Genomic DNA, 14,539 nt, shown 5'->3' on the forward strand with positions numbered 1-14,539 from the left:
CCCGACAGTCCCGACCGCAACGCGCCAAGCGAGGCAGCCATGAGCAACTATGTCTATCCGCGATTTCCCTATGCCTGCTCGGCGGAGCAGCGCGGCGGCGAGACCCGCCGTCACCCGGTCGTCGTGATCGGCGCCGGACCGATCGGCCTCACCGCGGCGCTCGATCTTGCCGCCCGCGGCCAGCCGGTGGTCGTGCTCGACGACAACGACACCGTCAGCATCGGCTCCCGCGCGGTGTGCTACGCCAAGCGGCCGCTGGAGATCTGGGACCGGCTTGGCTGCGCCGCGCCGATGATCGACAAGGGCGTCAGCTGGAACATCGGCAAGGTGTTCTTCCGCGACCAGCTGTCCTATCAGTTCGACCTCTTGCCCGAGCCGGACCATCGCTGGCCGGCGATGATCAACCTGCAGCAATATCATCTCGAAGAGATCCTGGTCGACGCCTGCAGCAGGAGCCCGCTGGTCGACCTGCGCTGGAAGCACCGCCTCGTCAGCCTCAAGCAGACCGACGACCACGCGCAGCTCGCGGTGGAGACGCCGGACGGCATCTTCACCATGGAGGCGCAATGGGTGATCGCCTGCGACGGCGCCAATTCCGACACCCGCCGCATGGTCGGCGCCGAATTCAAGGGCCAGTTCTTCCAGGACCGCTTCCTGATCGCCGACGTCAGGATGACGGCGGACTTCCCGACCGAGCGCTGGTTCTGGTTCGACCCGCCGTTCCATCCTGGACAGTCGGTGCTGCTGCATCGCCAGTCGGACAACATCTGGCGCATCGACTTCCAGCTCGGCTGGGACGCCAATCCCGACGAGGAGAAGAAGCCCGAACGTGTGATCCCGCGCATCCGGGCGATGCTCGGCGAGAGCGCCGATTTCGAGCTCGAATGGGTGTCGATCTATCAGTTCGCCTGTCGTCGCATCGATCAATTCCGCCATGGGCGCGTGCTGTTCGCCGGCGACGCGGCACATCAGGTGTCGCCGTTCGGCGCCCGCGGCGCCAACACCGGCGTGCAGGACATCGACAATCTCGCCTGGAAACTTTCGCTCGTGCTGCGTGGCGAGGCCCCCGAGAGCCTGATCGACAGCTATCACGAGGAGCGGGCGTTCGCAGCCGACGACAACATCCTGAACTCGACGCGTGCTACCGACTTCATCACGCCGAAGACGCAAGTCAGCCGGCACTTCCGCGATGCCGTGCTGGACCTCGCGCAGCACCACAGCTTCGCGCGTCCGCTGGTCAACAGCGGGCGGCTGTCGACGCCGACGCCCTATGTCGCGTCGTCGCTGAACACGCCCGATGGCGCGCCTGACAGCGGCGCCATGACTCCTGGCACCAATGCGGCCGACGCGCCCGTGACCATGGCGGGGCAGCCCGGCTGGCTGCTGAATGGCCTCGGCGGCGGCTTCACGGTTCTCACCTTCGACGACGCCGTTACGGCCAAGGAGCTCAACGTCGACGGCATCGCGGCGCGCGTGCTCGTCGTCGGACGCGATATCGCCGACGCCAAGGGTCTGCTCGCGGAGCGCTACGGCGCCGCTGACGGCACGACCTATGTATTCCGACCCGATCAATACGTCACCGCCCGCTTCCCGCAGTTCGACGAGGCCAAGATCGCCGCCGCGGTCCGGCTCGCCTGCGGCAAGACCGGCACGGTGCAGCAGGAGCTTGCCGCATGAGTCTGACCCTGACGCCGAACATCAGCGATCCCGATGGTTTCTATGCCGAGCTGATCGGCAGCCAGCGCGAGCTGAGCGAGGACGACGCCCTGCGCATGAATGCGAGACTCGTGCTGCTGCTCGCCAACCACATCGGCGACCGCACGGTCCTGACCGAGGCCATCCGGCTGGCGCGCGCGCCGGGTGGCTGACGTTGCGACATGAGCGCTGTTGCAACAAACGATCCGCCAACCAGGTAATCCGTCATGCCCGGGCTTGTCCCGGGCATCCACGTCGTTCCCAGGATGCCGGCCGACGTGGATGGCCGGGACGAGCCCGGCCATGACGATGTGGAGATAGGCCGGCCCGAAGTTACGATCGTCGAATGCGATCCGAGTGAGAGGATGCGAATCTCTCCGTTGATAATTCCCGTGCGGCTGCCCCTCGCCCCGACCCTCCCCCCGTGAAGAACGGGGAAAGGCGGCGCAGCGAAGACCGGCGCGGATTTGACATGAATCAATGACCACAGCCCTGCCACCGACGAATCTAAAAAGATGCGCCTGGCGCGACAGATTGCAGACTCGTTGCACATGCAACAAATGACATCTGAAGCCGGTCGGTTTCATTGTGACAACATCATCATGTCACGTCACCTTCACTGACGCTCTCTACGTCTCCACCTCGTTCCACAAACGAACGGGGATTCGCATGTCGCGCTACTACAAGACCCTGCAGACGCAGCGCTTCGACGACTATCGCTACTATCATCAGAGCCGGATCAATCAGACGCTGCACCTGATCAGCGCCGTGATCTTCCTCGTCTGCTACGCGCTGTTGTTCAAGGACCCGGCCATGGCGGGCCTGGTCGGCTGGCTGGCGATGCTGACGCGGCAGACCGGGCACTTCTTCTTCGAGCCGAACGGCTATGATCACGTCAATGACGTGACCAACGACTACAAGGAAGCGGTCAAGGTCGGTTACAATCAGACCCGCAAGATCGTGCTGCTCACGGTGTGGGGGCTGGTGCCGGTCGCGCTGTTCGTTTTCCCGACCATGTTCGGGCTGTTCGACGCGCCGGCGAGCCGGATGGAGTTCGTCCGTCACGTCGGCGTGCTCTGGCTCGCGGTCGGCATCGGCGGCGGTCTCTTCCGCGTCGTCCAGCTGTTTGCGACGCAGGATGCCGCGACCGGCCTGATCTGGGCGTTCAAGGTGCTCACCGACCCGCTGCACAACATCGCGCTGTACTGGAAATCTCCGCTGGCGCTGCTGCGCGGCGAGCTGATCGACCCGACCATCAAAGACGCCGCGCATTGGGGCGCCGCCGCCGACGATGACGACGCCGAGGAGGCCGCGCATCTCACCTGATGCGCCTCCCGCGCTGCCACCGCCCGCCAGGCGGGCGGTGGAACCAAACGTCACCTTCCACATCATGGAACGACTTCTCTGCTGCGCCGTTGCGGCCTCGGTGCTGGTGGCCTTCAGGAGCTTTCCATGTGTGACTACAGCCTCCATACTGTTGCTTCCCGTGATGCCAAGATCGACGACGTGCTGGTCTCCTGTCGCTTTCCCAGCACGGAGACCCGTGGCTTCTGTACCAAGGACGATGCGTTGACGGCCGTGTGCCTGCGGCCGGGCACCGAGCTCGCCTTCGAAGGCGACGTGCGCATCAAGGGCTTCTTCTTCCGCCGCAAGGTCGGCGCCCATCTCGCCCGCTTCCGCCAGGTCGACACCAACAAGCCGACCGAGCACCACGACGCGCTGGAATTCTCCAACGGCCGCATCGTCAAGGTCACCGACCTCGCGACCGGCCAGCGCGCCCGCGTGCTGCAGATGCCGGCCGATCCGGCGACCAAGCGCACCGCGACGCCGGTCACGATCGAGCTGCGCGCGACCCAGCTGTAGAGTCTTCGACCAGGATGGCGGCGGCGCCGCATCGGCGCTGCCGTCGCTCATCATCGCGTGATGATGGTACACGTCCCCGCTCTTTCCGCGTCGCTGAGCGACGTCGTGATGACGATGCGATCGGCATGCGCGCTCGCGATCCCGCGGCACGACGTGCCCGGGGTGTTGCGGCCGTCAGCCCTCGGAAAACGAGAGGGCGCGGGGAAGGCCGGGTGCTGACCACGGCCCATGGCCCGCCTGCAACAAGGAAAGCAGGCGGCAGTCACCACAGGTCGGGCCACCAGGCGGCCTCCCCCGCGCAATGGTGTTACGGTGTCCTTCGTGCTCTCCCTGGGGATCGGCTTTCTTGCCCCCATCGCCCGCGCGAGCCGTCTCAGCATCGCAGCGCGCTTGACCTCAGCGTCGAGAGGTCAGGACCACACGACTTCGCCGTCCGCGTCGACGAGCGCTCGTCTGGCGCCGCCGTCACGTCCATCGCAGCCCACCTCCACGTTCGTGACGACGCGTACGTCCCTCTGCTCGAGGCGGGATGGGTGGAGGAAAGCATTATTTCTGTAAAAGAGCAAGATGTTTATTTTTTCCAGAATATCGACGGGGCGATGGCCATTGCTCCACCACGGATGATGCCCGATAAAACGCTCAGTCAAAACGGCTGTCGCCTCCGCACCGGGCTCAATACAGTGCTCTCGCCCCTTGTGGGAGAGGGCAGCGCCGGCCGATCCTCAAGCGCGGTTGGGTGAGGGGTTCCTCTCCGCGAGCGACGCGCGTGGATGGAGACCCCTCACCCAACCGCGCCCGTTGCGCTGTCCTACATGCCCTCTCCCACAAGGGGCGAGGGCGCAGTCACGAGCCCCCCCCCCCCGCTGTGGCATCAGAACTACTCAACAGATATCTGCCCGGCCCGCCTCAATCCGGCAAGTTCGTAAACTTCGGCCGCCACACGCCCAATATGACGTTCACCGTGGCCACGCCGAGCATGACCCAGATGGCGCCCTGCTCGGTGCCGAAATCGGGCGCGAGCGTCGCCGGATCGATCTGGCCGGCGACGGCGCGGGCGGCCTCCTCGGCCGCTTCCTGCATCGGCCCCTGGACGGCGGCGAAGCCCCATTCGAACACGAGGATGCCGGAGGCGAGCTTGGCGAGCGCCCAGCCGGCTGAGTGCAGCGCGCGGTTGATGGCGATGGCGAGCAGGCCTGCGATCAAGGTCAGACCCAGCGAGGGAAAGAACACGTAGCGCACGATGGCGCCCATGGCCGCCCGCATCTCGGCGTAGTGCGACAGCGACACCGAGGGCTGCGGAATGAGGCCGAGCAGCACGACCAGACAGGCCATCGCGCCCATCATGCCGATCGCGCCCATCGTGTGCAGGAACTTCATCAACCGTCGCATGGCATTCCCCCTGCGTCGCGAAGATAGAGCTTGGGACAGGCCTCCGGCATGCCGCCGGTCCGATCCGTGACCCGCCGCGGCGCAACCGCACGCGCAGCCCACATCGTACTATACGATCAATCCGGCGCCGCGGTTCAGCCGATCTGACGGTCTACCAGTGCCGCGTGCCCGGCGCGCCCTTGAATGGACCAACCACACCGGAGGTGATCCAGCCGCCATAGAAATCGCCTTCTTGTGCTGCAACGCGCTCGGCGCCGACGAAGCAATCGTCCACCCGCGAGGCATAGAAGGCAAGGTGTGAAGCGATCGGCGCGAAGGCCGGCGTCGGCTGCTCGTAGCTCCAGGCCGCCTGCTCGGAGACGCGGCCGTCGACCTCCAGCGTCCAATAGCCGGCGACGCCCTTGAACTCGCAGAACGACCGGCCCGGCGCAGGACGCAGCCACTGCATCGCAATATCCGGCCTCGGGATGTAGTAGACCGGCGGGTGGCTGGTCTCGAGCACCCGGTAGCCGTCATGGCTGTCGGCAATGGTGACGCCGGCAAAGACGACGCGGAGCCGCGTCGCGCAGCGCTCCAGCCGTGGCGGCCACGGATAGTCCCATACCGATTCCTGTCCCGGCCCTGGCGCGATGCGCTGCATGTGATCTCTCCTGCGCGACGGCTCGGCCGCCGTCATCGAGATAACGAGCGGCTCATCGATGGGGATCAGTCAGGAGCAGAATCCAGCTCAGGCGATCGCGGCGAGATATCGCGCAACGGAACGGTCGAACGCCGCCTTCGCATCAGCAGCGATGTTCTTCTGCCACCACGCGCCGTAGATGCGGTCGAACGCGAGCGGCGCCACGGCACCGGCGATGCGGCGCACCGCGGCGGCGCCCAGCGGGATGTAGTTCGGATAGGAATACATGAAGCTGACGTGGCGGCGGTCCATCGCGACCATGGCGATGTCACCCGTCAACAGCGCCCCCCTGCCCTCGGCGCCCTTGCGCCAATGCAGGATGGTGGCGCCGGCGAAGTGTCCGCCGGTCCGCAGCAGCACGATGTCGTCGGAGATGGCGAGGTGATCGCCGGTCCACGGCACGATGCCGGGATGCGGCCGGGTGACGAAGGCGGCGTCGTCGCCATGCAGATAGACCGGCGCGTTGCCGAACGCCGCGCTCCAATCGACGACTGCGCCATAATAGTGCGGATGCGACACTGCAATCGCCTTCAATCCGCCGAGCGAGCGGACGTGGGCGATCGCCGCCTCCGTCGCCAAGGGGATGCAGTCCCACATCACGCAGCCGTCCGGCTCGGGAATGAGCAGCGCGCGCTGGCCGATCGCAAAGCCCGGCTCCAAGGCAAGACCCGTCAGGCCGTCATCCTGGCGCCAGACCACCCGATGCCGCGCGGCAAGCTCGTCGCGGCTGAGGAAGCTCTGGCCGCTCCAGTTCACATATTGCCGCTCGTCCTCGCAGACGACGCAGCGGCCAGGGGGCGCCGGCGTGTCGGGGAACTGCGCGCCGCATTGAAGGCAGGTCCAGAGGGGCATGGATCACCATTCGTCGGAAGTCGTGAATGATGAGGTTAGCATGCCGCCCATCCCGCGACAGCGTCGCGCGCGGCTTCGTGATTGCCTAGTGTGGCGCGACAGACCGACAGGAGCTCTCGACATGCCGATCGCCTTGCGCCGCGCCTTCGTCCACCGCCTGCCGATGCGCAGCCCCGATGACGTCGGCGCGCTGGCGACGGCGATCGCCCAAGGCACGATCGACCCGGCCGGCATCGTCGCCATTCTCGGCAAGACCGAGGGCAATGGCTGCGTCAATGATTTCACCCGCGCCTTTGCCGTGCGCTCGCTCGAGACGCTGCTCGGCAGGCATCTCGCACCCGACGCCGTCCGGCAGATCGCCATGGTGATGTCGGGCGGCACCGAGGGCGCGCTGTCGCCGCACATGATCGTGTTCGAGGCGCGCGAGGCAGACAATGACACGCCGCACGCTGATGCGAAGTCGCTGGCGCTGGGACGGGCGCGGACGCCGGAGCTCGCGAGCGAGCATCTCGGCCGGATGCTGCAGGTCGAGCAGGTCGCCGCCGGCGTGCGGGCGGCGATGGCCGATGCCGGCATCGCCGATCCTGCCGACGTCCATTACGTCCAGGTGAAGTGCCCGCTGCTGACGATGGAGCGGATCGAGGCGGCCGAGGCGCGCGGACAGCGCACCGCGGTACGCGATACGCTGAAGTCGATGGGATTTTCCCGCGGCGCCTCGGCGCTCGGCGTTGCCGTGGCGCTCGGCGAGCTGGCGCCGTCCGAGCTGTCCGACCAGATGATCTGCGCGGACTACGCGCGCTACAGCGAGCGCGCGGCCACGTCCGGCGGCGTCGAGCTGCTCGATCACGAGATCATGGTGGCCGGCATGTCCGCAGACTGGACCGGCCCGCTGGCCATCGACCACGCCGTGATGGCCGATGGCATCGACATCGAGCCGGCGCGGGCCGCCTTGGCCCGGCTCGGCCTGAACGTGGCCGGCCAGGTCCCCGCGGCCGAGCGCGGCCGCATCGCCGCGGTGCTGGCCAAGGCGGAAGCGGCGCAAAGCGGCAGGGTGCGCGGACATCGGCACACGATGCTCGACGACAGCGACGTCTCCTCGACGCGGCATGCGCGGGCGTTTGTCGGCGGCGCGCTGGCCGGGCTGTTCGGCTTCACCGACCTGTTCGTCTCCGGCGGTGCCGAGCACCAGGGCCCGGACGGCGGCGGCCCGATCGCGATCATCACCCGGCGCGACTGAGACAACGAACGGACGGTCGCGGAGGACGCGGCGCGGCCACCGATGGGGCGCGACAAGAGGTGCCATACAACCTCTTGATGTCACCTTCACATCACATGCGACTGATTATCACATGCATTAGGTACGATCTTCCCAGTCAGGCCACGGGTGGAACCAGCTTTGGTCCCATTTCGGCGACTTGTTGAGAGCCGTTCGCAATTGGAACGGGCCAGTTGTCGAACCAAAGAACCAAAGTTCAGTTCTTGCGTAGCCAATGGGGTGGTCGAATATGGGACAAGCCGTCTTTCCAGCAAGCTTGCGCGCGGGGGGCGCGCATCGCGGGGATCCGTCCTCCAACATGGCGGGGAAGGACATCACCGGGATGAAGGTGTCGGCAGTGGCCGGCCTGATCGCGGTGGCGTCGTTCTCCAGCGCGGAGGCGCAGCAGGCGCCGCTGCCATCGGTGAACGTCGATGCCCCGGCGGCACGGGCCAAGCCGGCGGCGTCGCGGCCGACGGCCGACCAGGTTCGCGCCCGCAGCGCGATGCGCCGCGCCGCCCGCCAGCCGCAGCAGCCGGCGGCGCCGACCGGGCCGCAGACCCCGCCGGACGCCAATCCTTACGCGGACGCAGCCGCGCCCTATAAGGTCGACCGCGTCGCCTCAGGCAAGTTCACCGAGAAGCTGGTCAACACGCCGAAGACCATCACCGTGATGAGCAAGGAGGTGATGGAGGACAAGCACATCACCACCCTGAAGGAGGTCGGGCGCTCGACCGCAGGCGTGACGCTCGGCTCCGGCGAGGGCGGCAACGCCTTCGGCGACCGCTTCTTCATCCGCGGCTTCGACGCGCGCAACGACATCTTCATCGACGGCATCCGCGATCCCGCCGTCTCGGTGCGCGAGAACTTCTTCACCGAGCAGGTCGAGATCCTGCGCGGCCCCGCCTCGGCCTATGCCGGACGCGGCACCGCCGGCGGCGCCATCAACATCATCACCAAACAGGCCGGCGACCGCAATTTCTACAACGCGGAGTCGACCCTTGGCACCGACCAGACCAAGCGCGTCACGCTCGACGTCAACCAGACGATCTCGCCGACCTTCTCGGTGCGCACCGGCGGCCTGTTCCAGGACGCCAATGTCGCCGGCCGCGACCACGTCACCGACGATCGCTGGGGCGGCTTCATCTCGACGAAGTGGACGCCGAGCGATTCGCTGAAGGTCACGACCAACTACGTCCACACCGACCTCTCCGGCTATCCGGATTTCGGCGTGCCGTTCTACAAGCAGGGCAACATCCCGGCGACCTCGGCCGGCATCCCGCGCAACAACTGGTACGGCTTCCTCAACCGCGACTTCCAGGCGGCGCGGCAGGATTTCGGCACGCTGGCGGCGGAGCTCAAGCTCAGCGACAGCGTGACCTTCACCAGCAAGCTGCGCGGCGAGCATTCCGAGCTGAACTACATCGGCACCCTGCCCAATGCGAGCGTGGCGGGAACCGCGAACGCCGACCCGACCAAATGGTTCTTCAACGCCAGCGCGCAGAGCCGCTATCAGACCGTCGACAATTGGGCCAACCAGAACGACCTCACGCTCAAATACGACACCGGCGCGATCAAGCACACGACGGTGATGGGCACGGAGTTCTCCAAGGAGAACATCTCGATCGACCGCTATGCGGGCCTGGCCTCGGAGGCGTTCGGCTCGCAGGGCACCACCGGCGGCGGGCTGACGAACCAGAACATGTTCAGCCCGGGCTATACCAACCTGCCGTTCACGACGGTGCCATATCTGACCGGCAACCCGACGCGCTACGACGTCGACAGCAAGAGCGCCTATGTCATCGACACCGCGAACTGGCGCGACACCATCATCTTCACCGGCGGCCTGCGCTATGACGGCTACGCGATGCGCTCGTCGAACAACACGGCGTCGGCGACGGTGGATTCCGACCTGATCAACTACAATCTCGGCCTGGTCTACAAGCCGCTGCCGATCGGCAGCCTGTACGCCGCCTATGCGACCTCGGCCAACCCGTTCGGCTCGGAGCTCGACGGCACCGCGACGGACTACGGCGGCATTCCGCCGAACAGCACCATCATCCTCGGGCCGGAGCGCAACAAGGGCGCCGAGATCGGCACCAAATGGGAGCTGTTCGACCGCCATCTGCTGGTGACCGGCGCGCTGTTCCAGACCGTCAAGGAGAACGCCCGCGAGACCGTCAACGGCCTGCTGACCTCCGGCGCCGCCTACCGCATCCAGGGCATCGACATCGAGGCCGAGGGCAAGATCACCGATCGCTGGAGCATCTTCGGCGGCCTCGTGCTGATGCAGTCGAAGGTCACCCAGAGCGGCGTCGCCGCCAACGCCGGCCTGCAACTCGCCAACATCGCGCACCAGTCGCTGAGCGTGCTGTCGAAATACAAGCTCGACAATGGCTGGGAGATCGGCGGCCAGGCGGTGTACCGCTCGAAGGTGTTCGGCGGCACGTTTGCGGCCAACACAGGCAACGAGCTGCCGAGCTACTGGCGCTTCGACGCCTTCATCGAGAAGCAGATCGACAAGAACTGGAGCATGAAGGTCTACGCCCAGAACCTCACCAACCAGCTCTATTACGACACCTTCTATCGCAGCAACGTGCCCTTCACCCAGGTCGCTCCGGGACGGGCATTCTACCTGATCACGACGGCGAAGTTCTAATCCGGTCCCATCAAGATCGGACGACAATGTCGCCGGGCTCCCGCCGCAATCTCCCCTTGCGGCGGGAGCGAAGCCGAGACAATGACCGCAGCCTGAGACATTCCGACGCGGTGTTTGCGCCCCCGAGGGAGGTAATCAGATCCAGCGTGACATGACCGAAGATTGAAGCTGCCCAGGCGCCTGCAACCGCAGGGTTTCGAGTGTTGCTGCATGGCGACATCTTGCGATCAATTGTCATTGTCAGACACAGATTGAAACTTTTCGCATTCCGGCCACGAGCGGAACCAGCTTTGGACCGCTTTCCCCCTCTTCTTGACTTGCATTCGCAACAGGCGCGCGCCGGTTGCGTGCGTTCAAACGAACCCAAGTCAAGTTTTGCGTAACGAATGGGGTGGTCGAGTATGGGTAAGGCAATCTTTCCAAGGAGCTTGCGTGGGGCAAGCGGGCAGGAATGGGAGTCATCTCCCGAGATTTCAGGTGTGAAGGTCTCGGCGGTCGCCAGCCTGATTGCGGTCGCATCCTTCTCCAGTGCCGAAGCCCAGCAGGCGCCGCTGCCTTCCGTCAACGTCGAAGCCCCGGTGGCCCGCCCGAAGCCGGCCGCCTCGCGCCCGACCGCCGACCAGATCCGCGCCCGCGACGCCATGCGCCGTGCCGCCCGCCAGCAACAGCAGCAGCAGGCCGCCGCGCCCAAGAGCAACCTGCCGCCCGACCGCAACCCCTATTCCAGCGCCGTCTCGGACTACAAGGGCGAGCGGCTGCAGGCGTCGGGCAAGTTCCCGGAGAAGCTGCTCAACACGCCGAAGACCGTGACGGTCCTCAGCAAGGAGATCCTGGCGGACAAGAACTCCACCAGCCTCAAATCGGCCGTGCTCTCCACCGCCGGCGTGACGCTCGGCACCGGTGAAGGCGGCAACGCCTTCGGTGACCGCTTCTTCATCCGCGGCTTCGACGCCCGCAACGACGTCTTCATCGACGGCGTGCGTGACGCCGGCGTCTCGGTGCGCGAGAACTTCTTCACCGAGCAGGTCGAGATCCTGCGCGGGCCGAACTCCTCCTTCGCCGGCCGCGGCACCACAGGCGGCGCGATCAACATCGTGACCAAGCAGGCCACGACCGAAAACAGCTTCTACAACATGGACACCACGCTCGGCACCGACCGCACCAAGCGCGTGGTGATCGACGTCAACCAGAAGGTCACGCCGACCTTCGCCGCGCGCGTCGGCGGCCTGTTCCAGGATGCCGGCGTCGCCGGACGCGACTACGTCACCGACAACCGCAATGGCGGCTTCATCGCCACCAAGTGGACGCCGCTGGACACCGTGACCCTGGCGGCCAACTACATCCACAACGAGGTGACCGGCCGTCCGGACTTCGGCGTGCCGTACTACCGGCCGAGCACGCTCACGGCCGGCGCGCCGTTCCCCGAGGTCGGCGCACCGCGCAACAACTGGTACGGCTTCGTCAACCGCGACTTCTCGCGCGTCGGACAGGACATCGGCTCGTTCAATGCCGAGGTGAAGGTCACGCCGGACCTGACGATCTCGGACAAGGTCCGGGTGTCGCGCTCGACGTTGAATTACATCGGCACGTTGCCGGAAGGCCCGACCATCACCAACCCGCTGTCGAACTCGACCATCCGGGCCAATCCCCAGAGCCGCTTCCAGCAGACCGACGTGCTCGCCAACCAGCTCGAGGCGACCTACAAGTTCGACACCGGCGCCTTCAGGCACACCTTGCTCGCCGGATTCGAGGTCTCGCAGGAAAAGGCCCGCATCAACAGCTACACCGGCCTGACCTCCGAGCAGCAGGGCCTGCCGTTCGCAGGCAGCGGTTCGCTGTCGGGCGTGAGCATCTTCAACCCGCAGTTCACCAACCTGCCGTTCGGCATTCCCTCGCTCGGCCGGTTCCCGACCAACGTGAAGATCGACTCGGCGAGCGTCTACGCGCTCGACAGCGTCAACTATCGCGACCTCGTCATCCTCAATGGCGGCGTCCGCTACGACAAGTACGACGTCCGCGTCGACGGCTTCGGCACGGTCAACGGCGTCGCCAATACGCCGGGCTCGACGGCGGCCTCGAGCGGCATGCCGAACTTCAATGTCGGCCTCACGCTGAAGCCGGTGCCCTATGCCAGCTTCTATGCCGCCTACGCCACCTCGTCGAACCCGGTCGGCGCCGAGTTCGACGGCCTCAGCCCGCAATATGGCGGACTGTCGGCGGTCACCAATGGCGGCGCGAACCAGATCTTCGGACCGGAGAAGAACACCTCGATCGAGATCGGCACCAAATGGGAGCTGCTCGACAACCGCCTGCTGGTCACGGCGGCGCTGTTCCAGACCGAGAAGGAGAATGCCCGCGAGTCGCGGAACATCACCAGCGCGGCTCAGGCCACGGCGGACTGCCCGTATCCGGCAGGCACCATCGGCTCGGTGCCCTGTCTCTCGGCCGGTGCCGCCTACCGTATCCGCGGCATCGACCTGCAGGCGGGCGGCAAGCTGACCGACAAATGGAGCATCTTCGGCGGCGTCGTGCTGATGCAGTCGGAGGTGACCAAGTCGAACATTCCGCCGGCCAACACGGCGCTGTTCACCAGCAATGTCGGCCTCCAACTCGCCAACACCGCGCACCAGTCGTTCAGCCTGCTCACCAAGTACCAGCTCAACGACACCTGGGAGATCGGCGGGCAAGCCGTCTACCGCTCGAAGATCTTCGGCGGTACCTGGCTCGCGGCGAACCAGGGCACGGAGTTGCCGAGCTACTGGCGCTTCGATGCGTTTGCTGAAGCCAAGATCGACAAGAACTGGACGGCGAAGGTGTTTGTTGCCAACATCTTCGACAAGCTCTACTACGACGCTCTCTACCAGAGTGCCACGCCGTTCGTGCTCGTCGGTCCGGGAAGAAGCGCATCGATCGTCCTGTCGGGACGGTTCTGATCGCCTGACGATCCAAGCCGGGGGCACACATCAAGTGATGAGTTCATGCTGATCTGTGTCCCCGGAATCTTGAGCAAGGACGATGTGACGGAATTCCGCCGCATCATGGACTCCAGCGACTGGGAGGACGGCCGCTCGACCGCCGGCGCCCAGTCGGCCATGGTCAAGCGCAATGAGCAGTTGCCGCCCGACAGCGAGGTGGCACGCAAGCTCGGCCACCGCATCATTTCGGCGATGACCGCCAATCCGCGCTTTCTCGCCGCCGCCATTCCGCAGCAGATCTTCCCGCCGCTGTTCAACCGCTACAGCGCAGAGTCGGGCCACCATTTCGGCATTCATGTCGACAACGCCGTGCGTGGCGACAAGCTCACCGGCCTGCGGATCCGTACCGACCTCTCGGTCACGCTGTTTCTCTCCGAGCCCGAGGATTACGATGGCGGCGAGCTCGTCATCGAGGACCTCTACGGTTCGCATGAGGTGAAGCTGCCGGCCGGCGACCTCGTGCTATATCCCGCCTCGAGCCTGCACATGGTCACGCCGGTGACGCGCGGCGTTCGCGTCGCCTCGTTCTTCTGGCTGCAGAGCATGATCCGCGATCCCCTGGCGCGCAGCATGATCTTCGATCTCGACACGACGATTCAGGGATTGTCGCAGCGGATGGGCCGTGACGATCCGGAGATGGTGCGGCTGACCGGCCTCTATCACAACCTGATCCGCTACTGGGCCGAGACCTGAAGCGTCGGCCGCGGCCGACAATTCGCGGCGTGCCCCCCGCAGCTTCCCGGCACCTGCGTTCCCGCGCGCTCCATCATCGAGCTATCGCGCTGGATCGCCGGCCGACGTCGGCCACCCGTGAGCCGGGTTTCACGAGATGCATCCCGGCTACTCGGCGATTTGCATCCATCGAACCTCGTCCGCACGACGTGCGCTTCGCGAACCTCTGCGAATGCAGGCGGAGACGATGATCCTGAAGGACGACCAACGTATCGCGCGCTGATTCGCATCTCATCGAATTTCAGCCGTGCTCGGGCGACATCCCTGCTCGAGACAACGCGTGATGCGACCTGCGCAAGGTCGAACCGGGTCACGCCGCGGCGGCGGCTAATTAGAATTGATGGAAGTCGGAACGGCGGCAATTGCATGACGGCTGGCCGCATCGGCGGCGCGCGGCGCGCAGCGCGTCGTTTCACCTCAGGACTTTCAGGCAGTTAGGA

General features: G+C 65.8%; 11 protein-coding genes. 8 read left to right on the forward strand and 3 right to left on the reverse strand.

Annotated features, from left to right (window positions below; genetic code table 11):
- Positions 1–39 precede the first annotated feature (39 nt).
- The 4 genes from QX108_RS32120 to QX108_RS32135 all read left to right on the forward strand — a co-directional run bounded on the left by QX108_RS32120 (position 40) and on the right by QX108_RS32135 (position 3,558).
- Positions 40–1,677: an FAD-dependent oxidoreductase gene (locus tag QX108_RS32120; protein WP_315784277.1), complete on the forward strand. Its 1,638-nt coding sequence runs from the start codon at positions 40–42 to the stop codon at positions 1,675–1,677.
- Complete coding sequence (locus QX108_RS32125; RefSeq protein WP_315784275.1) at positions 1,674–1,868, forward strand: DUF2783 domain-containing protein; 195 nt, start codon at positions 1,674–1,676, stop codon at positions 1,866–1,868. The genes QX108_RS32120 and QX108_RS32125 overlap by 4 nt, the downstream gene beginning before the upstream one ends.
- A gap of 496 nt (positions 1,869–2,364) precedes the next feature.
- Positions 2,365–3,021: an Mpo1-like protein gene (locus tag QX108_RS32130; RefSeq protein WP_315784273.1), complete on the forward strand. Its 657-nt coding sequence runs from the start codon at positions 2,365–2,367 to the stop codon at positions 3,019–3,021.
- 126 nt (positions 3,022–3,147) lie between these two features.
- Complete coding sequence (locus tag QX108_RS32135) at positions 3,148–3,558, forward strand: hypothetical protein (RefSeq protein ID WP_315721934.1); 411 nt, start codon at positions 3,148–3,150, stop codon at positions 3,556–3,558.
- A 906-nt stretch (positions 3,559–4,464) separates the two neighbouring features.
- Here QX108_RS32135 and QX108_RS32140 read toward each other — a convergent pair.
- The 3 genes from QX108_RS32140 to QX108_RS32150 form a co-directional block, all read right to left on the reverse strand.
- Positions 4,465–4,947, reverse strand: a complete 483-nt coding sequence (locus QX108_RS32140; protein ID WP_315784270.1) for a hypothetical protein — start codon at positions 4,945–4,947, stop codon at positions 4,465–4,467.
- 151 nt (positions 4,948–5,098) lie between these two features.
- A complete protein-coding gene (locus QX108_RS32145) occupies positions 5,099–5,587 on the reverse strand; it encodes a DUF427 domain-containing protein (RefSeq protein WP_315784269.1) in 489 nt (162 codons plus the stop codon).
- Positions 5,588–5,674: 87 nt separating this feature from the next.
- Complete coding sequence (locus QX108_RS32150) at positions 5,675–6,478, reverse strand: MBL fold metallo-hydrolase (RefSeq protein WP_315784266.1); 804 nt, start codon at positions 6,476–6,478, stop codon at positions 5,675–5,677.
- 121 nt (positions 6,479–6,599) lie between these two features.
- Here QX108_RS32150 and QX108_RS32155 point away from each other — a divergent pair, with 121 nt between their 5' ends.
- The 4 genes from QX108_RS32155 (at position 6,600) to QX108_RS32170 (ending at position 14,060) form a co-directional block, all read left to right on the forward strand.
- Positions 6,600–7,715, forward strand: coding sequence for a ring-opening amidohydrolase (locus QX108_RS32155; protein WP_315784264.1), 1,116 nt, complete (start codon positions 6,600–6,602; stop codon positions 7,713–7,715).
- 268 nt (positions 7,716–7,983) lie between these two features.
- The gene (locus QX108_RS32160) at positions 7,984–10,392 is read left to right on the forward strand and encodes a TonB-dependent siderophore receptor (protein WP_315784262.1); all 2,409 of its coding nucleotides are present in this window, start codon (positions 7,984–7,986) and stop codon (positions 10,390–10,392) included.
- A gap of 401 nt (positions 10,393–10,793) precedes the next feature.
- Complete coding sequence (locus tag QX108_RS32165; RefSeq protein ID WP_315721940.1) at positions 10,794–13,325, forward strand: TonB-dependent receptor; 2,532 nt, start codon at positions 10,794–10,796, stop codon at positions 13,323–13,325.
- Positions 13,326–13,370: 45 nt separating this feature from the next.
- On the forward strand, positions 13,371–14,060 hold the full coding sequence (locus QX108_RS32170) for a Fe2+-dependent dioxygenase (protein WP_315784260.1): 690 nt from the start codon (positions 13,371–13,373) through the stop codon (positions 14,058–14,060).
- Positions 14,061–14,539: the final 479 nt, after the last annotated feature.

The organism is Bradyrhizobium sp. SZCCHNR1002 (assembly GCF_032381435.1).
GTDB classification, from domain to species: domain Bacteria; phylum Pseudomonadota; class Alphaproteobacteria; order Rhizobiales; family Xanthobacteraceae; genus Bradyrhizobium; species Bradyrhizobium aeschynomenes.